The 20,063-nt window shown below is 39.8% G+C and carries 15 protein-coding genes; 11 read left to right on the plus strand and 4 right to left on the minus strand.

Annotated elements, in window-relative coordinates; all coding sequences use genetic code 11:
* The first annotated feature begins 180 nt into the window (after positions 1–180).
* Positions 181–693: a hypothetical protein gene (locus tag ACINWC743_RS22775; RefSeq protein ID WP_009587201.1), complete on the plus strand. Its 513-nt coding sequence runs from the start codon at positions 181–183 to the stop codon at positions 691–693.
* Positions 694–1,045: 352 nt separating this feature from the next.
* Here ACINWC743_RS22775 and ACINWC743_RS22780 read toward each other — a convergent pair whose 3' ends face one another.
* Both ACINWC743_RS22780 and ACINWC743_RS22785 read right to left on the minus strand, forming a co-directional pair.
* On the minus strand, positions 1,046–1,390 hold the full coding sequence (locus ACINWC743_RS22780) for a hypothetical protein (RefSeq protein WP_009587189.1): 345 nt from the start codon (positions 1,388–1,390) through the stop codon (positions 1,046–1,048).
* Between the two features lie 22 nt (positions 1,391–1,412).
* A complete protein-coding gene (locus ACINWC743_RS22785; RefSeq protein ID WP_005034278.1) occupies positions 1,413–2,831 on the minus strand; it encodes a polyphosphate--AMP phosphotransferase in 1,419 nt (472 codons plus the stop codon).
* A gap of 201 nt (positions 2,832–3,032) precedes the next feature.
* On the opposite strand from ACINWC743_RS22785, the gene ACINWC743_RS22790 reads away from it, so the two are divergent.
* From ACINWC743_RS22790 to ACINWC743_RS22815, 6 genes are all read left to right on the plus strand, one after another.
* Positions 3,033–3,740 carry an FFLEELY motif protein gene (locus ACINWC743_RS22790; protein WP_004825341.1) on the plus strand — a complete coding sequence of 236 codons (708 nt, stop codon included), beginning with the start codon at positions 3,033–3,035 and terminating at the stop codon, positions 3,738–3,740.
* A 152-nt stretch (positions 3,741–3,892) separates the two neighbouring features.
* Positions 3,893–4,837 carry a bifunctional demethylmenaquinone methyltransferase/2-methoxy-6-polyprenyl-1,4-benzoquinol methylase UbiE gene (gene ubiE, locus ACINWC743_RS22795; RefSeq protein WP_005034279.1) on the plus strand — a complete coding sequence of 315 codons (945 nt, stop codon included), beginning with the start codon at positions 3,893–3,895 and terminating at the stop codon, positions 4,835–4,837.
* Positions 4,838–4,868: 31 nt separating this feature from the next.
* Positions 4,869–5,540 (plus strand): ubiquinone biosynthesis accessory factor UbiJ, encoded by a 672-nt coding sequence (locus ACINWC743_RS22800; RefSeq protein ID WP_005034282.1) that lies wholly within the window; start codon positions 4,869–4,871, stop codon positions 5,538–5,540.
* A 3-nt stretch (positions 5,541–5,543) separates the two neighbouring features.
* The gene (locus ACINWC743_RS22805) at positions 5,544–7,163 is read left to right on the plus strand and encodes an ABC1 kinase family protein (protein ID WP_009587173.1); all 1,620 of its coding nucleotides are present in this window, start codon (positions 5,544–5,546) and stop codon (positions 7,161–7,163) included.
* Between the two features lie 131 nt (positions 7,164–7,294).
* On the plus strand, positions 7,295–8,377 hold the full coding sequence (locus tag ACINWC743_RS22810) for a patatin-like phospholipase family protein (RefSeq protein ID WP_009587197.1): 1,083 nt from the start codon (positions 7,295–7,297) through the stop codon (positions 8,375–8,377).
* A 479-nt stretch (positions 8,378–8,856) separates the two neighbouring features.
* Positions 8,857–10,146, plus strand: a complete 1,290-nt coding sequence (locus ACINWC743_RS22815) for an FAD-dependent oxidoreductase (protein WP_009587212.1) — start codon at positions 8,857–8,859, stop codon at positions 10,144–10,146.
* Here the strand turns inward: ACINWC743_RS22815 and ACINWC743_RS22820 are convergent.
* The gene (locus ACINWC743_RS22820; protein WP_228129123.1) at positions 10,107–10,478 is read right to left on the minus strand and encodes a hypothetical protein; all 372 of its coding nucleotides are present in this window, start codon (positions 10,476–10,478) and stop codon (positions 10,107–10,109) included. The two genes, ACINWC743_RS22815 and ACINWC743_RS22820, sit on opposite strands and share 40 nt — an antisense overlap.
* Before the next feature lie 136 nt (positions 10,479–10,614).
* On the opposite strand from ACINWC743_RS22820, the gene hisIE reads away from it, so the two are divergent.
* Complete coding sequence (hisIE, locus tag ACINWC743_RS22825) at positions 10,615–11,400, plus strand: bifunctional phosphoribosyl-AMP cyclohydrolase/phosphoribosyl-ATP diphosphatase HisIE (protein ID WP_009587200.1); 786 nt, start codon at positions 10,615–10,617, stop codon at positions 11,398–11,400.
* 145 nt (positions 11,401–11,545) lie between these two features.
* Here hisIE and ACINWC743_RS22830 read toward each other — a convergent pair whose 3' ends face one another.
* Complete coding sequence (locus ACINWC743_RS22830; RefSeq protein WP_005034316.1) at positions 11,546–13,534, minus strand: PhoX family protein; 1,989 nt, start codon at positions 13,532–13,534, stop codon at positions 11,546–11,548.
* Between the two features lie 282 nt (positions 13,535–13,816).
* Here ACINWC743_RS22830 and ACINWC743_RS22835 point away from each other — a divergent pair, with 282 nt between their 5' ends.
* From ACINWC743_RS22835 to ACINWC743_RS22845, 3 genes are all read left to right on the plus strand, one after another.
* Positions 13,817–15,310, plus strand: coding sequence for a UvrD-helicase domain-containing protein (locus ACINWC743_RS22835; protein WP_009587184.1), 1,494 nt, complete (start codon positions 13,817–13,819; stop codon positions 15,308–15,310).
* A 92-nt stretch (positions 15,311–15,402) separates the two neighbouring features.
* Positions 15,403–16,776: an AAA family ATPase gene (locus ACINWC743_RS22840; protein ID WP_009587207.1), complete on the plus strand. Its 1,374-nt coding sequence runs from the start codon at positions 15,403–15,405 to the stop codon at positions 16,774–16,776.
* Between the two features lie 449 nt (positions 16,777–17,225).
* Positions 17,226–20,063 carry a monovalent cation/H+ antiporter subunit A gene (locus ACINWC743_RS22845; protein WP_009587193.1) on the plus strand — a complete coding sequence of 946 codons (2,838 nt, stop codon included), beginning with the start codon at positions 17,226–17,228 and terminating at the stop codon, positions 20,061–20,063.

Below are 20,063 nucleotides of genomic sequence, written 5' to 3' on the forward strand. Positions count from 1 at the left end.
CCTCAACTTTCAATATTCTATTGTCTATGTTCATGCACAAAACATAAACATTCGCCACTATACAACAACAATATACTATGGCATTTTTAAAACATTATTTGGAAATAACTTCACAATTTCAAGCTCAAACATGAGTTTCCAGAAATATGACAAAAAGCTTGAAACATAGGTATTTGATTTATGAAAATTGATAAAATTCCAGACTCGATTGATCCCACCTTGAATCTAGAACAGGTTCGTGAAGAATGCTTAGAACTTGTCAAAAAGCGTTCCTATGTCTCTGCGGGTGCAGCAGTTGTACCAGTGCCATTTTTTGATGTGGTCATTGATGTTGGTATGTTGTCTTTCCTGATTCCTGAAATCAATGCTCGCTTTGGTTTAGCACCAGATCAAATCAGTGTTTATGATCCTGCCACCAAAAAAATCCACTGGAATGAACTGCGCAAACGTGGTTTCGAATTTTCAGGTTTAGTGGTGGCACGTACTGCTGTTAAAGCATCCTTTAACAATATGGCTGCAAAAATCATCACCAAACAAGTGACCAAATTCATTCCGCTTGGTGGTTCAATTATTGCTGCAAGTTTAGGCTATATTGTCATGAAAAAAGTGGCTGAAACGCATGTAGATGAATGTTATAAGCTTGCCAAAGGCATTCAGCAAAAACAACAAGCCAGCGTTGTTAAATATTCATAATCTCTATTTATACACTCATAAAGCGCGACTTAGTCCGCTTTATGAGACAAAATCAACATAAAAAAATGAACATAGAAAAAGAAAATTTGTCATTCAAGCACAAACCGATTTTTGATCCACGCCTCAACTTTTTTACGTTGAATTATATAGGCAAACCGCCTGATTATTCATACAAGTGATTTAGATGATTCATTTATTTCGCCCTTTTGAATCTATAGATGGTCTTGCTATCGTGAAGCGACATGGATGTCGCCATGTTGAGCGGGGGTATATAGGATGTACCCCTCGCTCAACGAAAGATTTTTGTCACTTTTCATCTCTGAAAAGTGAGGCATCGCCTACGCAAAACAATTTAAACTTTAGCACTAAAGCGTGGCAGTGCAAGCTTTAGATCATCAAAATATTGAATGACCTCAGGATTTTTCGAGAAACTCAATACAACCCAGACCGCTCTTAAACTGCCGATATCATGATTGCTTAAATCATAGAGCTCATTGCACAGTTGATATTTAGCCAAACAATTGAGTAAAAAATTATCGACCTCATTCGTAGAAAGCAGGTGCAATTTCTGTGCATTTTTACGATCAGGTAAGTATGAATCATTATCTAGTTTTCGAAGCAACTGCTGAATTAATTTTTCACTCGGCAGAGTTAAATGCTGTTTATGATCAAGCAAAATCTTTTGTAATGTTCTCATACCTACCAACGCCTAAGAATTTTCAATCTGCTTTTAGCTGTTTGAGAATGGCTTTCAACACTTGAATACGCGCTGAATATTTGTCGTTGGTTGCCACTATATGCCAAGGCGCGTATTCAGTATTGGTTCGTTCAAACATATCCGCCGCTGCATTTAAATACTCATCCCAATGTCCACGATTACGCCAATCTTCAGGTGTAATCTTAAAGCGTTTATGCGGTGTTTGTTCACGGGCTTTAAAACGGGCTTCTTGCTCTTCTTTACTGATCGCTAGCCAGAATTTAACCAATACCGTTTGGTTGTCTACCAAGTCCTTTTCAAAACGATTGATTTCATCATAAGCACGTTGCCACTCAGCAGGTTTGGCAAAGCCTTCTATACGTTCAACCAAGACCCGTCCATACCAAGTTCGATCAAAAATACTGATTTTTTCCTCTGGTTGAATCTTGGTCCAAAAACGCCATAAATAAGGTCGACGCAACTCATATTGTTCAGGTGCTGCGATGGTATAAATTTCGTATTCGCGAGGGTCAAGATTTTTGACAATACGTTTGATTGCTCCACCTTTGCCTGCCGCATCCATACCTTCAAATGTCACCACAACATTTCGAGAATCGTTTCGCAACGCTTCTGAAACTTTTTTAGTGAGCTTTTTTAATTCATCCTTATACTGATCTTTATCTAATTCATCCGTCGCTGGTTGTAATAATGCTTCTGGAACAGCCGTTTGTTTCCATTTGGTTCTGACCGTGGTTTTATGCTTGGGTAACTTTTTCAATGCTTGTAAAATATACTGCGCAAATTGCTGATCTCTTGAAATACAATCATCACAGTCAATCACATACCAATCATCAGTAAAACGTTGTCGCAACTTTTGTACGGTGTCGTATTGTTTCTTATTGCGCCAATCCAGCCCCATGAGCTTATGCCAACGTTGTTCAGATGAATCCATTGAATCTAAACGTTTTTGCAAACTTTTCCATGGTAAGTCAAACCACACTTTAATTACATCGACATGGTTATTTTTAAGGTCTTGTTCAAAAGCACGCATGTTTTCGATATAAGCATCGAACATGGTTTCATCTAAGGGCTTAGAAACATGCATGGCGGTTGACAACAAATCACTGTACCAATTCCCAAAAAAAATCTGAATTTGACCTTCAGATGGAATATGCCGTGCATAAGGCTGCCAAAAACTTTGTTTGTTGCTAAATAAGCTCGGTGGATCTGCTTTGACACGTAAATAACGTGGATCAACCCATTCACGTAACTGTTTAACGGCTTCCCCTTTACCTGCCAGCTCAATTCCACTGACTAAAATGACTAAACTTTTGGCATTGTTTTTGTCTTTGGAATTCTTTAACGCATATTGCGCCTCAATCAAATCAACGGATAATTCTTCTTCATCACGCAACGCAAACGGTAATTGTTCTTCAATCATCTGCTTCTCTACTTATCTGAAGGTTTTATCGAGTATACCCATTCGCAAAAAACAGAGTTATATATTTTCTGTACAAAACATTGCATTTTTGCCGATTTAAAAATCCACTGACCATATTTCTCTATTGTTTTTTCACTTTTGTCATAGTGCTATCCCTAAACTAGCTTTATCCTGTAAATAAACGAAATTTAGAGTTTTTGTATGTCAAAACTTGCTGCGCTTGATCAGCTTTTAGAACAATACCAACAATTCAGCTATCACACTGACCCGGTTTTAAAACAACGTCTGCATGAAGCACAGGATTGGTTAAAAGCCCGTATCCAAAATACTCATCATGATTTGTTTAATCAAAAAGAGAATCAATTGATGGCGAAGTATTTCATCAATCGTTTATACGGTGGACCTGAATTTGATGATTTGGCGATACAGATTGAACGTTTGCTGAAATATGCTCATAAGGCTGAAAAAATCATTCCTGAAAATGCCATCAAAACCGGACTAAAATCTGTTGGTTTGGCTGTACTTGCCATGCAGCTGGATGAGCAAGTCGCAGCTCAATTACTCAAAGACTATCCTGCACATCAAATCATTGATGATGAAATGATGCGACTGACTTTGTTAAAACTCGATCAAGCTGAAGCTCGCCAACAACAGTTGAGCTTACTGGATGATTTAGGGAGTGCACTCGATAAGTATATGCGTTCATTTATTATGCATACCGCTTTTAAAATGTGTAAAGGTGCGGCAACAAAATATAAATTTGAATTGATGTATGACTTTATTGGTGAAGGCTTTGTTGCCATGAAACCCATGAAATCTGCTGCTCAATTTATCCATGAATTTACGCTCAAAGAACGAGAGATTGTTGAAAAAGTCCATCGTGGCGATCCCAATCCTTTCCAAATCTAATCGGATTTACGCCATCATCAAACCGATCTTTCAGATCGGTTTTTGTATATTATTCATAACAATTGCATCATGAGGACTGCAAAATTTTGCAGAATCTGTCATTATGCAGTGCAATATAAAATTTCTTATTTTTGTGTTCAGGAGTGACTCAAATGTCGAATGAAAACCAAAAGCCAACAGCATCAGCTGAAACGGCAACAAATACAGACAAAGTGAGTCCATTTCTAAGTGAACCATTACCGCAAGGTGCGCCTCAGGGGCAACAGCAATCATTACAACAGCAGATGACGGATACACCTGTGTCAGGTCAAGTGCCTAAATATAATCTGCCACGTGGTGCAAATACAGGCAATGTCGGTGCAACAACCCACTTCGGTTATTCCACTGTAAACAGTGAAGAAAAGGCACAAAAAGTTGCCGAAGTATTCCATTCTGTGGCAAGCAAATATGACATCATGAACGACCTGATGTCATTTGGTATTCATCGTTTATGGAAACGCTTTGCAATTAACATGTCTGGCGTGCGCCGTGGGCAACATGTACTTGATATTGCAGGTGGAACGGGTGACTTAGCCAAAGTTTTCAGTCGTGAGGTCGGTCCTACGGGTCATGTGGTCTTGTCAGATATTAATGAGTCAATGTTGAATGTTGGTCGTGATCGTTTGATCGATGCTGGCTGTACCAATGTTGACTTTGTTTTGGCAAATGCTGAAACATTGGAACCTTTTGCTGACAACAGTTTTGACTTGCTTACCATCAGCTTTGGCTTACGTAATGTCACCGATAAAGATGCTGCATTACAAGCTATGTATCGTGTTTTAAAACCAGGTGGTCGCTTACTGATCCTTGAGTTTTCTAAACCTGTGTTTGAACCATTTTCAAAACTATACGACCTCTATTCATTTACCGCATTGCCGATCATGGGTAAAATTGTGGCGAATGATTCTGAAAGCTATAAATATTTAGCAGAATCAATCCGTATGCATCCAGATCAACGTACATTAAAAGGTATGATGGAAAATGCGGGCTTCCAAAACTGTGATTATCACAATTTAACGGGTGGTATCGTTGCGGTACACCGTGGTTTCAAACTGTAATTTTCCAAGATAGCACAAGCAAGGTTGGGTTATGTGGTCAATTCTGGCACTCGGTGCAGTTGAACGGTTCATCAATCATGGGATTAATTTGGATGCGATTACTCGCATTCAATTCAATCAGTTACAAGGTAAACTGTTACGTGTCGTGATGGATGCGCCTCAGCTTTCTGTCGATGTTTTTTTTGATGAACATAAAGTTCGTCTTGAACCGACCGTAACGGGCAAAAGTGAAACGCCTTCTGTTTTTGAACAGCGTCCTTTTGATCAAAGCCGTACTATTTCAGAAGCGACGGCGACATTACACGTTAAAAATGTGGTTGAACTGGTCAAGTTATTTATTGCCGATGAGATTGGCAATATTCCTCTACAGGGCGATTATCATCTTTTGCAGGATATTCAAAAGATTATCCAACAGGCTGAACCTGATTTAGCATCACAATTAAGCCCATGGATTGGTCCTGCACTTGCCCATGAAATTGCAAAGATTCAATTTGCGCCTCAACATCTAAAGCGCTCTTTACAAAGCCATTTATTTTTTGCTGAAGATTTTTTAAAAGAAGACAGTGGCATTTTTGCTCCACGTTGGCAAATGGATGATCTGCAACACGATACGCGTCTGCTTAATCAAAATATTGATCGCATTGAAGCAAAAATCCAACAACTCCAAGCTTTACTTAATTCCCACCAAGATCAGGTAATTTAATTTATGATTCCGCACATTGCCCGTTTATTCGAACTTTGGCGTATCGCAGCGCACTATAGACTCGACACACTGGTTCCTGCGGAAGAGTTACCTGAAAAAGCCCGTCATGCATTGTCTTTAATTCGCTTACACCCTGCTGCATGGTCAAGTAAAGAACGTAAAAATCCGCTTAAACTCAAAGAAGCTTTAGAGGAAATGGGACCGCTTGCAATTAAATTGGGACAGTTGTTGTCAACTCGACGGGATTTAATTCCACCTGAAATATTGCAGCAATTGGTTTTATTACAAGACCGGGTAAAACCATTTGGCTCGGATGTGGCTAAGACACGTATTGAGCAATCGCTGAAAGCCAATATTTCAAGCATTTTTGCATGTTTTGATGAACAGCCATTAGCTGCGGCTTCAATTGCACAAGTCCATACGGCTGCTTTACATGATGGTCGTGAAGTCGTGGTAAAAGTGACTCGTCCAGATATTCGCAGTCAGATTTTACAAGACTTTGAGATTTTACAATGGCTCGGTGCAAGCTTGGAAAAACGCCTTGAAGCGGCACGGGCAGTACATTTATCTGAAATTATTCAAAATTATCGTCAAGTCATCTTAAATGAGCTCGATCTGACACTCGAAGCAGACAACACTCGCCGTATGCGCCATTACTTCACAGGCTCAAGCATGATGTACGTGCCTGAAGTCTATATGGACAGCAAAGATGTTATGGTGGCTGAACGCATCACTGGTGTTCCGATTTCAGATATAGAAACATTTGAACGCTTGGGTATGGATCGTAAGGATCTTGCCGAAAAAGGTTTAACCATCTTTTTTACTCAGGTGTTCCGAGATAATTTTTTCCATGCAGATATGCACCCTGGAAATGTCTTTGTTGAGACTTTAAACCCAAGTCATCCTCGCTATATCGCGCTGGATTGTGCAATTATGGGCGAGTTGTCTAAGCAAGACCAAATGACTGTTGCCCGCATGCTATTGGCGGTCATGAACAGCGACTTTATGCAGTTAATTCAAATTGTGCATCAAGCGGGTTGGATTCCACCAGGCACGGATCAAGATGCGCTGGCTCGTGAAATGCGTCGCACTGTTGGACCGATGGTGTCCAAACCGATGCATGAATTAGACTTTGCCGGGATTTTAATTCAGGTCATGGATATTGCTCGCCGTTTTCATTTAGAAATCCCTCCCCAATTGATGTTGTTATTGAAAACCTTGGTACATGTTGAAGGTTTAGGGACGGACTTATATCCTGAGTTAGATATTTGGAAATTGGCGAAGCCTATTCTGACTGAATGGGTTAAAGCGCAAATGAATCCGCAGAAAAACTTAAAAGAATTAGGGCAAAAAATTCCTGATTTACTTTTAGGTGCTCAGGATTTTCCAACATTAATGGTTGATAGTTTAAATGGTTTAAAAAACCAATCTGCTTGGCACGCCAAACAACTACATGAATTGCAAATGATGCGCTTAGAAGTCGAGCATCAACAAAAACGAAGTTGGATTTTTGGCAGCCTCATGGCGATTTTGCTATCAATAGCCATCATTGCGCCTTGGTATATTTCGATTATTTTAATTATTTTGACCAGTATCTTAGCCATTTGGCGGATTGCCAAATAATATGAGTAAGCCTATTCAATGAATAGGCTTTTTTATTTGAGTGACTGCAAAGTCATCTACTGACACCTCTCGCCATTGTTGAAAATGCCGCTCAACTTAAAATGAAAAAATTCGTTTGAGTGAGTGTCGCAATGATTCAGATTTTACAGAAACGCCCTTTTGCTTTAACCCTTCGTGCAGGCTCACTCGCCAAACAACTCATCGCAAAAGAAGGATTGCAGTCACAACACGTGGATATGATCCCCGGCGCAGCAGGAGGTCCAAAAGGCATTGGGCTGATGGGTCTTGATCAAGCGATTTTTGGTGATTTTCTACAACGTGCCAAGCAACGCCGCTTTCTCATCGGTTCATCCGTTGGTGCATGGCGTTTTGCAGGAATTTTGGCACAAGGAGAACAACTCGGACCTGAGCGCTTGGCTGAGTTATATATCCATTTACCTTTTCATAAAAAGATGAAGATCGCAGAGATTGAAAAAATATCTCGGGAGATGTTGTACAGTATTTTAGACCACCAAACCCAAAAACTGGTCGAGCATCCTGATTATCACCTCACCATTATTTCAGCCAAAGCAGAACATTTATTTCAAAGTGATCAGAAGCTTGCACTTTATGGTTCTTTATTGGGCATTATCGGCAGTAATGCTGTTTCTAGACAACATCTCAGTAAGTTTATGCAACGCGTAATTTGTCAGCCAGCACAATTTCCACAATTTAAAATTCAAGATGATGCTTTTAAAACACATTATCTAAATTTTGACCAAGACAATGTTGCCGATTGGCTCATGGCTTCAGGTTCAATTCCGGCAGTTACGCCAGCAGTCAAAAATATCACCAATGCACCTCAAGGTGCATATCGTGATGGTGGTTTGATTGACTATCACATCGACTTGCCTTTTGAAAGTAACGGCATTGTTTTATACCCACATTTTACCGACCGAATTATTCCAGGTTGGTTTGATAAAATGTTTAAATCTCGAACTGCAAATCCTCAAAACCAAGCGAGAACATTACTGATCTCGCCCTCTCAAGCCTATTTAGAATCATTAGCTCTAGGGCGTTTACCTGACCGTAAAGACTTTGTGATGAAAGGTTTAGATGATCAAAAACGGATCACACTGTGGAAACAATCCGTCGCAGAAAGCCAGCGACTGGGAGATGAGTTTTTAGAATTGATCGAAAAGCAGAACTGGGCTGAACATATACAGGACTTATAGCCACTGATTTTTATTTAATGCTATTCAAGAGAACTCGCATAGTATAGCCAATTTGTTAAAAACGCATACAGTAAATAAAATCAAGGCGATAGATATATTGTTTGATGATATAAAGCTTGCAATGCCACACTTTTCCTCTAAAGTTTAAATAGATTTGCGTAAGCGATACCTTACTTTTCAGAGATGAAAAAATAACAAAAATCTTGCGTTTAACAGGGATCTTGCGCTGCAAAAAAAAAAGCAGTGCTTTGTTTTTGCTCATATCGCCCTTGACCGACGGCGGCATCCATGCCGTCAACTGTGATAGCGACATTAGGTAAAATTCGCTGATGAAAAAAGCAAAGACTATTTCATTTTTATTCAGTTAATAATATTGATTGATATAAAGTCAAAACAACAAGGATGTTGCACAAAATAAAGTGTGTTGATCACTGATTTTTTTTGCTAAATTTAAACCATTCAAAATGCTTATGCCAATAATGAATCAAAATAACACCCCAAAATTTGCCATCGTTGGGGCAGGAACAGCTGGGCTTGCCGCTGCAATTTTACTTGCACAACAACATATTCATGTCACCATTTTTGAAAAAGCGCATGCACTTGAACCTGTTGGTGCGGGTTTATTACTACAACCCTCTGGTTTGGCTGTTTTTGAGCATCTAGGAGTTTTAGAAGATGCCTTGAAACTGGGTGCATTGGTGACAGGTTTAGAAGGTCAACTCGCCAATGGATTTAAGTTGGTCGACAGTCATTACGTACAAGCCCACCCAGATTTTTATGGTCTAGGAATCCATCGAGCGACCTTATGCCATGTATTAGAAAAAAAATGTCATGAATATGCTGAATTGATCACATGGCACATGAATACTGATATTGAAAGACTTGATGAATCCTCACATGAAATCCGAGTCATCGGTACACAACATCAAGAATATTTTGAAGACGTATTTGATCATGTGATTATTGCCAATGGTGCACGAAGTCAGCTGAGACCTCGTCAATGGGTTAAAGTTGATCAAGCTTACCCATGGGGAGCCAAATGGACCATAGTGCCTGAATGTTTAACACTGGATACGCAGATCCTGCATCAATTTTATGACCGCGCTAAAATAATGATGGGCATTCTACCCACAGGTGCTATTCCAAACCAACCACAACAACGACTTTCTAGTATTTTTTGGAGCCTTCCCAGCAACCAACTAGGAGGTTTTTTACCCGATCAGCACGCGCGTTCCGAATGGCTCAAAGAAATTTCTCAACGTTGGAAGCCTGCAGCAGATTGGTTAGAGCAGGTCATCGCCAATCCAGAGGAAAAACAACAATGGCTTTCAGCCAATTATCGTGATGTGGTGCTCTCCAAATTTGGTGAAGGGCGTATTGGAATTATAGGTGATGCTGCACATGCAATGAGCCCACAACTGGGTCAAGGTGCAAATATGGCGTTGTTAGATGCGTGGGCTTTAGGTCAAGCTGTTCGGCATGCAAAAGACAATCAAACTATTGATCATGTAAAGCTTTGGCAAAATTACCATCAGCATCGGAAAAGCTCGACTGATTTTTATCAATTTTTAAGTCGCTTGCTTACCCCTCTTTATCAATCTGATCTATGGTGGGCAGGTACTTTGCGAGATATTAGTTTTTCATGGATGTATCGAATACCCTATTTTCGAAAGGAGATGGCAATCACCGTGACAGGTTTAAAATCAGGTATGTTCAGTCAAATGAAGTATCAAGACATTGCACACTCGTCACTGAACCGAAAAAAATGATGCTCACTGTAATACAAAACAGTGCGATAGTGCTGTAACTCATCTTGTTTGATAAAATTGTGCTCGATGAAATTATGCTCATTAAAACCACGCTCGTTAAAACTATGCCCTTTAAAATCGTACATTATGGTCTGATAACTTTCTTCGACGCCCAATCGTTCTTCTGCTCGCCAAAAGCTAAAATTGAGAGTCTTTGTTTTTGCTTCGCTTAATGGCAATCGTTGATTCATCTGCACAAAATGAATGAGCCCCAATAAACCCACACCCTGCTGTTTTAATTTAAATACTTGCTGAATCAATGCCTTCATCTTCGGCTTTAAATGTGCGAGCAAGATTTTTGATCTCAACGAAATCCATGATCAATATTTTCCTAAAATGTTGGAAATAACGTACACTATACAAGCGCTACGCTATCTATCACGTGCGTTTAAAGTAATTATCTTATATTGATTAATCTGGTGAAATCCTATGAACAATCTGCAATGGCTCGATGAAGTAAAATTTAACGAACAAGGACTTATTCCTGCTATTGCACAACATCATCAAACTGGGCGTATTTTGATGGTGGCATGGATGAACCGTGAAGCACTGCAACTGACCGCTGAAAAAATGCGTGGTGTGTACTTCTCACGCTCACGCAATAAATTGTGGTTCAAAGGCGAGGAATCAGGGCATTTCCAAACTGTTTATGAAATTCGTTTAGACTGTGATGCTGACGTCATTGTTTTACAAATCGAACAGCATGGTGGTATTGCCTGCCATACAGGTCGTGAGTCTTGTTTTTATCGCAAATTGACAGCACATGGCTGGGAAATTGTTGACGCACAACTCAAAGATCCACAAGCAATTTATGGTGAAAATACTTCAGCGAATGCACATACAATTGTGATGAATGCATCGAATGCTCAAGCTGAACAAGTTGAAGTCTTAGGTTATCTAGGCAAAATGATGGCTGAGCGTAAAGCGACTGATCCTGAATCATCTTATGTTGCCAAGCTTTATCATAAAGGTTTGAATAAAATCTTAGAAAAAATCGGTGAAGAAAGCATTGAAACCATCATTGCGGCAAAAGACTTTAAAGCCGAAGCCAATGAAAATCATAAAAATGATTTAATCTATGAAGTTGCAGACCTATGGTTCCATACCATTGTGATGCTGGGTTATTTTGATTTGGATGTACAACTGGTCTTAAACGAGCTTGCACGTCGTCAAGGGCTTTCGGGTTTAGTTGAAAAAGCCAATCGTGAGCATTAATTGGCAGATGTAATATCGGCATTTTAATTCAGAAAAACGCGCAATTTTAAGCGCGTTTTTGATGTCTGTGTTTCAATCTTGCTGCAATAAAATTGAGTCATAAAAAAGCAGCGAATATTCGCTGCTTTTTTATTCAAATCTTAAATTAAGAAGATTTCTTCTCAACAGAAGGCGCGATTGGATCAGCAGTCAAATAACCCACTGCAGCCGCGTAACGATCTTTATAGTTACTACGAATCAATGGATCTAAAGTTGCTTGAACTTTACTGTGCAAAGAGCCCCAGTCTCCAGCATGCTGGAAGTTGCTCATGATGTAGGTCCAGCCATTAATTGAGTCTACGGCATGCAAACCTGTGGACTCTGCGCCTGCTGGGCATGAAAGAATGCGGTCTAATTTCTTTGTATCCACATTATATGCCCATAAGTAGTTATTCACATGATTACCACTGTCTTCACCGATGAATAATGTACGTAACGCTTCAGAGAATTTTAAGTTATCCGCACTTGCAATCGTATTTGGATCAGAAGTATTGCCGATATTTAACGGGTCAGCAGAAGCATCAATATCCTTTCCAATTAAAAGCATGTGTGATTGGTAGGGTACCCAGTCACTTTGAATAGCTTTTCCAGATTTATCACTCTTAGAGCCTGCCATATCATGTGCAACAATACCACCAGCAGAAATCTTTTTCGCAAATGCTACATTATGTGACTCTAACCAAGCAGCATTGCCTTTAATCATTGAATCTTGAATATTAGCAAGGGCTGAATAAGCGACTTTGTCTTTAGCATTGACTGTTGTTCCTTCCATTTTGGTAAACGCCATACTACCGCCCATCAACGCTGCGTAGCGATGCGTTTCCAAGAATGCAGCTGCTTTTTCCATACCTGGTTTAACTTTTACCCAAACTGTTTTCTTTTGCAGAATGATCTTGGTATAGCTTGCATCTTGTGGATCTTTATCTAAGCTTTCCATGATTTGACTTGGTTGAATATTTTGAACATTCACCAAATCTTCAATTTCTTGACTGGTTGCATGACCCAAGTTAATCCACTGGATTTGTGCAGTTGAGGTTTCATTCAACTCATTTAAATACTTCGCCACATATAATGTTCCAGCAGATAAATCTTTCTCTTTATCCGCAACGAACATAAACAAACCGCCATTGGTATAATCATCACCCATCAATGCAGTGCGATTATCAGGCATCACTTGAATCAACTCATGTGAGATACGACCCAAGCAATAGTGTTTTTTCACTGTGCCTGTACCATCTTTATTTACAGTGACTTCAGGTAAGTGACCGTAGTTATAAGGTTTTGCAGAGGTTTCATCACCATAGACATTTTTACTATAAGCTTTCATGGTAGTCATATCTGTACCTAAGCCTTGACCAAATGCATCTGGCTCATACTCTTCACTTGAAAGATGTGTGCCCCATGGTGACAAACTTGCACCACAAGTAATCCATAAGCCATGCGCTTTTGACATATCTACATTGTGATATTTCACAAAAGACAAATGACCCGTTTTAGGATCTTGGTCAAGTGAAATCACCCCAATTGGCGATGGCAACTTGCCATACATGTCATTACCCGCCAAATCACGTGTGGTATATTCAAATTGCACCACAGCAAATACCGGATTGCCTTTTACACCATCAATTTTGGCATCTTTAACAGTGAGCAAAGATGTTCCATCTGGACAATCTGAGAAGAATTGACGTGGTGAACCTGTAGAGTTATCCATGATTGGCTTATTGTTAATATCATAATAGCCACCTGCCAAGATTTTGCTACCCTTTCCATCACTGACCAAATCACCTGTTTGGAAGAAGGTTTTATAAGCAAGTTTGTAGTCAGTTTTAGTATTGTCATCCCATGTTACGGCTAGGCTAGAAGCAACTGTTGTTGTCGCCATCGCTGCTGGGTTTGCCAACGTTGGTGCATCCATTGGTGTAAATGTTGCAGTTTTTAATTTAGCTGGGTTGATGGGTTGAACTGTATCTTTGTCATCATCATTACAACCTGCAAGAGTAGCAGAAGTTGCCATTGCCCCAAGTGGAAGAAACGGAATGCTGGCTAACCATGTAAGCACTTCACGGCGTGTGTGTTGGTTGGCTGAATTTGTCATAACTTTATCCGAATATGTTATAGAATTTTCCCGAGCCCAGTTTAAGAATCAGTTATGACAATCTAGTTTCACTTTTAAGTCATTTTAAAGACAAACATATATAAAAATTCGTATGATGATAAAAATGATCAGGTTTGTTGTTTTGAGTTTTTTTATATCTATCTTCATTCTTCTGTTCATCCTCATTGAACAACAAGACAATAGATTTCACCCTAGCCCGGATTATTCTTTGCTATACTCAATGCATACTGAATTTCAACCCAATAAGATTTCATAACGACTGTGCCTTATTCTTTTAGCCCAACCTCCGAGCAAAGTTTTGCAATTGCAGAAGCAAAAAAAGGACAATCCTTTAAAGTGATTGCCTATGCTGGCACAGGTAAAACCACGACTTTACAGTTAATCAGCGATGCGATGACTGATCGACGTGGGATGTATTTGGCGTTTAATAAAGCCATCGCAACTGAAGCACAAAATAAATTTCATCAAAATGTAGACTGCAGAACCTTCCATTCACTTGCATTTCGTAGTGTGCCTCGTGGAATAACCGATAAATTACGTCTACCTCGCCTAAGTCCAAGTTTTATTGCAAAAGAATATCGACTTGAGCCGATTACATTGAGACGCTTGATGGGCGGTCGTTATGAAAAATATGTGTTGATGCCGAGCCGTTTAGCCAGTCTGGTTGCCAACGCAGTCAGTTATTTCTGCTCAACAAGTTCTCAATATCCTGCACCACGTCATATACAAGCACCCAGCTGGTTACATCCTGATGATGTTGAATCTTTACAAACCCACCTCTATAAAGCCGTAGAGCGTCGTTGGTTAGAGTCTATTGATCCAAACCATCAAGCAGGGATTGGTCATGATATTTATCTCAAACTCTGGGCACTGTCAGATCCATTTATTCCCGCAGATTATGTGCTATTTGATGAGGCACAAGATGCTGACCCCTTGATGCTGGGCATCCTGTTGCGCCAACGCAACACCCAAGTTATATATGTGGGTGATGCACATCAACAAATTTACGCTTGGCGTGGTGCCGTTAATGCCATGCAACAAATGCCACTTCCTGAATCACGTTTAACCACTTCATTTCGTTTTGGTGATGCAATCGCAGATGTCGCAAATCATCTGCTTGGTGCCTTGGACGAAACGGTTCCTCTCTTGGGGAATTCAGAAATGAAATCCGCTGTGGTCAATAAACCACATACCAAAATGCGTGATGCAATTTTATGTCGTACTAACGCGCGTGCAATGGAATTACTTCTTTCAGGCTTGGTTCAGGGAGATAAAGTCAGCTTACAAGCCGATCATGCCAAACTAAACCGTTTTGTCGATGCAGCAAGTTTATTAAAACAAGGCAAACGTGTGATCGATGTTCCTGAATTGGCATGGTTTAATTCTTGGCATGATGTACATGAATATTGTGAAACCAATGATGGCAGCGATATCAAGCCTTTAGTTAAATTGGTTGATGATCATGGTACAGATCCACTCAAAAAAGCACTTGCTAAAATTACCCCAATAGAGCAAGCTGATTATGTGATTTCTACCGCACATAAAGCCAAGGGACTTGAGTGGAATCGCGTTCATATCGAAGATGATTACCAATTTAAAATAAACGGTTTGGAACATAAAATCAGTGATGAAGAACTGAGACTTTTATATGTCGCTTGTACCCGAGCAAAAGTCAGTTTAAATATTCATCACATTTATGATCTGGTTCAACAACTGAAAGTAAAAACTCCATTTAAAAATAAGGCGACAGCATAAGGTTTTGGTCCTTTCATCAAGATGTAAAATCATATAGTCAAAAGATGAATCGTCATAGATTTTCACGCTGCCCGTTAAATGTCAGGTATCTTATGAAACTAGAATCAATTCATTTTCGGCATACATACCATTTTGCTGATTTAAAAATAAATTTTAATGATAAAAATAATAAATCGACTACGCTCATTGTAGGCGATCAAGCCAGCGGTAAAACCGCCATTATTAAGAATATTTATCAAGCGCTGAGCTGGTTTCCCGCTCGCCTGAAAGATTTAAGAACACCTGGGATCGTGATGCTTGATCAGGATATTATGCAAGATCGTGTTCAATCTAAAATCGATGTGAATATCCACTTTCCAGCCGAAATGGGACAATTGGCAGAAAGTAGTGCAACGACTGAAAATGATCCTCAAAGCTGTCGTTGGCAACTTTATAAAACTATAAATAGCGCAGGGATAGGCATTAGCAAAGTTGATTTACAGCAACTCGAACAGTTGGTCGAACGTTATAACCAAGTCATTAAAAATGATCCCGTACAAGGATTACCCATGCTTGCGTATTACCCTGCTGAACGTTTTGTCAATGAAGTTAATATTCTCAATAAAAACAATCCAATCGTTTTACAGGCACATAACGCCTATGAACTGGTGCCAATTCCTTACACCACATTTGCACGTTTTTTTGAATGGTTCAGGGAAATGAGCGATATTGAAAATGCTCAACTCGCACAATTATTTCAAAATATTTTAGAAAAAAAACAGCCTGCTGATCACTCTGATCAAGACTTTCAACATCTTTTATTTCAAGCGCATTCACAGTTACACGCGCCTAGCTTACAGGCATTAAAAAAGAGCCTAAATACGATTATTCCGGATATCACCGATATCTATCTTGAGTACCAACCAAAACTACAACTTATGGTCACCTATAAAGACCAGAATTTTAGTTATCAGCAATTATCCAATACCGTTAAAAATTGGCTGGCGTTGGTGGGTGATATTGTACGTCGACTGTGTTTACTTAACCCACTGAGCCTTTATCCATGTGAAGAAGGCGAAGGAATCTTGCTGATCGATCAAATTGATGTTGACTTAGATCAACTCGGATTACAGTTCATTCTGGATCGCTTAAATATGGCATTTCCACGCCTCCAAATTATTGCAACCGCAAGTCATGAAGCCTTGTTAGAGCAAGCGGATGAATATCAGTGCTTTAAGCTTGAAAACAAACAACTTCATGAAATTAAAAGCAATGATGTATGGGATGAATATCAACACATCTATGAAAATTTATTAAAAGAAATTCCCAAAGATACCGAACAACCTTTACTTGAACCCAGTATGCAGAGCCTAAATGCTCAACAATTGTTTCAACAATTTCAACAACTCAATGAACAACAGCAAGCCGAATTGAAACGTTTAATCCAATCAGGTGATGATCAGTCTTCACATAAATCATTGCTCTAAACTGGGTTTGATCTGAGCGTTAACTTACAGACATGAATGAATGTTGAGAAATTTTCAATCTCTATTTTTTTCATCATTCTCAAATCATGACGTTCTTTACTTTTAACTGATTTTTTAGCAAGGACGATAAAACCTATAGATTGTGACGCATGGCTTAAAGATTAGACAGCCAAATGCGATCATAAGCGTATAATTACAAATGTTTGCGCAAAAACTGACAAAATAAATTGATGTTATTCTGCGCATGTAATACTATGAAAAAATCAATTCAAATTAGATTTTTCAATCTTAATTGATTTTCTAATCGTTTTCTCATGTTGCGCAACACAACTGATTTTTACTCATTAATTTAACTCGGCTTTCAAGATTTAAGTTATTGGACTGTTCCTTGCATTCCTCAAATCCTTGAAAGATAAGATTCACATAGGTTTCACGACCTATTCACGATAATGGATACGCGTGTGCTTCCGATTATTATTCTATTACCGTTAATACTTGGCACTACCCTTGTCCTGTGGCTGAAGCAATTCTCTCGAGGGGTAACAGCTTTAGGGGCAATCGGGGTCAGTTTAAGCAGTTTCGTACTGCTACTGACTCAGGCAAAAACAGTATTGAGCGGCAATGCCATTTTAGAACAATGGCAATGGTTACCCCAAATTGGGATTGATTTTAGCTTTCGTTTAGATGCATTAAGTTTAATTTTTTCTTTGCTGATCACGGGTATTGGCACCCTGATTTATATCTATGCTTACTATTATTTAAATCCTAAAAACTCTCTCAGCAAACTTTATTCATTATTGATGCTATTCATGGCAGCGATGCTGGGTATTTCTCTATCAAACAACCTCATCATATTATTGGTGTTCTGGGAGCTGACCAGTATTTCATCATTCTTGCTTGTGGGTTATTGGAGTAATTACGAAGCAGCGCAACGTGGCGCACGTATGGCAATGACCATCACCGGGATGGGTGGCTTAGCCATGCTGGGTGGTTTTATTTTAATTGGTCATATTGCAGGAACCTATCAAATTGACCAACTCACCACAATGACAACAACAATTCAAAATAGTGGTTTATTTGTTCCTGCCTTATTATTGATTTTATTGGGTGCATTTACCAAAAGTGCACAATTTCCGTTTCACTTTTGGCTTCCAAATGCAATGGCAGCCCCAACGCCTGTATCGGCGTATTTACATTCAGCAACTATGGTCAAAGCAGGGATTTTCCTTGTTGCTCGCTTGCTTCCAATTTTTGTGGGTTCAGCGTTGTTTCATAATCTCGTGACCACTATTGGATTATTTACCTTATGTATGGCAGCATTTTTTGCCATTTTTAAAGAAGATTTAAAAGGGTTACTGGCCTACTCAACGATTAGTCATTTAGGTCTGATCATGTGCCTATTGGGTATTGGCTCACCATTAGCTGTTGCAGCTGCAATTTTCCATATTATTAACCATGCAACGTTTAAAGCTGCTTTGTTCATGATTGCAGGCATCATTGATCATGAATCAGGTACACGTGACTTAAGAAAGCTCAGTGGACTGTGGCAACTGCTTCCTTTTACTGCAACATTGACCATGATTACTGCTGCCAGTATGGCAGGTGTACCACTCACCAATGGTTTTATTTCTAAAGAAATGTTCTTTACAGAATTACTGGCGAACTTATCTGGTGGCTATGTTGTTTTAGCTGCAATCGTTGCAACATTGGCAGGTCTCTTTGCAGTAGCCTATTCGGTACGTCTTGTACATGGTGTATTTTTTGATGGTGATGTAGGACGTGATGTGCCCAACAAAAATGCGCATGAACCTCCGCTTGGCATGCGCTTACCGGCAATTATCTTGGCAACGTTATGTATTCTTGTCGGTATTCTTCCTGCACTTTTGGTGGAAAATATCGTCAATGCAGGAACACGTGCCTCTACACAGTTGTCAAACTTTGAAGGTGTTCATTTAGCCATTTGGCATGGTTTTAATCTGCCTTTACTGATGAGTGCGATTGCCCTCATCGGTGGTGTGATTTTCTACTTTGCTTTAGCCAAAGGTGGACGAATTCGTGAAATTGACCTTGACCCAAGTTTAGGGCGTTTACAAGGGAAATTATTATTTGAAGACTTCCTGAAAAATCTGTTATCGCTATCCCGCAAAGTAAAGAAAAATACTGAAACAGGTTCATTACAAAATTATTTGTTGCTGATTCTAGCCTTAAGTATTGCTTTAGTTGCTGCCCCGCTACTCAATCAAAACCTCACTACAGGAACACGGGAACTGACACATGCACCATTCACAGCAATCGTCCTTTGGTTGTTGCTGTTCTCTGCATGTTGGATGATGTTGTGGTTCCATCATGAACGGATCAAGGCAGTTTTAATTAGTGGTGCAATTGGTCTGGTCGTCACCATGATTTTTGTGACACTCTCAGCACCTGATCTTGCACTGACACAAATTACTGTAGATGTGGTCACCACCGTACTGTTGTTGATGAGTTTGTCCCTTCTTCCTCAATTGACACCTTATGAATCAAGCCGTACACGTCGTTGGCGTGATGCTGTGCTTGCCATTGGTGGAGGTATTGGAATCGGTTGGATCGCATGGTTGATCATGACACGTGATCACAATTCAATTTCATGGTTCTTTGTACAACAGTCGCTTCCATTGGGTGGTGGTTCAAATATCGTCAATGTCATTTTGGTCGATTTCCGTGGTTTCGATACCTTTGGAGAAATTGCCGTATTAGGTATCGCAGCGATTGGTGCACTCTGCATGATGGATGGGATGCGTACACACGGTACAACCATGACAAAAGGATTAAGCTATCGTTTTAACCCTTCGCCTTTAATGTTCCGTATGACCGCTTCATGGGTACTTCCTGTTGCATTGGTGGTCAGTTTGTATATTTTTCTACGTGGACATAATTATCCAGGGGGTGGCTTTATTGCGGGGTTAATTACCTCAATGGCACTGGTGATTCAATACATTGCACTCGGACAAGACCAAGCGGAGAAAATGCTGCGAGCAAAATCTGGTCGACTTTATGAAGTCTGGATTGGATTAGGATTATTGATTGCAGGGCTGTCAGGCATTGCTTCATGGTTATGGGCTCGTCCTTTCCTCACCAGCGCACATGTCTATGTTGAATCAAGCCTATTTGGTACATTCCACCTTGCTTCTGCAGCCGCATTCGATCTTGGTGTATATGGCACTGTGGTTGGTGCAACAATGTTACTCATTTCTGTTTTAGGCGACTCTAGACATTCCAGTATGTCTGGTCCAGTACCCAAGGAGTAA

Origin of the sequence: Acinetobacter sp. WC-743, from assembly GCF_000335555.1 — a bacterium.
GTDB lineage: Bacteria > Pseudomonadota > Gammaproteobacteria > Pseudomonadales > Moraxellaceae > Acinetobacter > Acinetobacter bereziniae.

What these genes read in the sequence shown, in the direction of transcription:
- ACINWC743_RS22775 (WP_009587201.1), top strand. Translation starts at nt 181, where the DNA reads ATGAAAATTGATAAAATTCCAGACTCGATTGATCCCACCTTGAATCTA.
- ACINWC743_RS22780 (WP_009587189.1), bottom strand. Translation starts at nt 1,390, where the DNA reads ATGAGAACATTACAAAAGATTTTGCTTGATCATAAACAGCATTTAACT.
- ACINWC743_RS22785 (WP_005034278.1), bottom strand. Translation starts at nt 2,831, where the DNA reads ATGATTGAAGAACAATTACCGTTTGCGTTGCGTGATGAAGAAGAATTA.
- ACINWC743_RS22790 (WP_004825341.1), top strand. Translation starts at nt 3,033, where the DNA reads ATGTCAAAACTTGCTGCGCTTGATCAGCTTTTAGAACAATACCAACAA.
- ubiE (WP_005034279.1), top strand. Translation starts at nt 3,893, where the DNA reads ATGTCGAATGAAAACCAAAAGCCAACAGCATCAGCTGAAACGGCAACA.
- ACINWC743_RS22800 (WP_005034282.1), top strand. Translation starts at nt 4,869, where the DNA reads ATGTGGTCAATTCTGGCACTCGGTGCAGTTGAACGGTTCATCAATCAT.
- ACINWC743_RS22805 (WP_009587173.1), top strand. Translation starts at nt 5,544, where the DNA reads ATGATTCCGCACATTGCCCGTTTATTCGAACTTTGGCGTATCGCAGCG.
- ACINWC743_RS22810 (WP_009587197.1), top strand. Translation starts at nt 7,295, where the DNA reads ATGATTCAGATTTTACAGAAACGCCCTTTTGCTTTAACCCTTCGTGCA.
- ACINWC743_RS22815 (WP_009587212.1), top strand. Translation starts at nt 8,857, where the DNA reads ATGAATCAAAATAACACCCCAAAATTTGCCATCGTTGGGGCAGGAACA.
- hisIE (WP_009587200.1), top strand. Translation starts at nt 10,615, where the DNA reads ATGAACAATCTGCAATGGCTCGATGAAGTAAAATTTAACGAACAAGGA.
- ACINWC743_RS22830 (WP_005034316.1), bottom strand. Translation starts at nt 13,534, where the DNA reads ATGACAAATTCAGCCAACCAACACACACGCCGTGAAGTGCTTACATGG.
- ACINWC743_RS22840 (WP_009587207.1), top strand. Translation starts at nt 15,403, where the DNA reads ATGAAACTAGAATCAATTCATTTTCGGCATACATACCATTTTGCTGAT.
- ACINWC743_RS22845 (WP_009587193.1), top strand. Translation starts at nt 17,226, where the DNA reads ATGGATACGCGTGTGCTTCCGATTATTATTCTATTACCGTTAATACTT.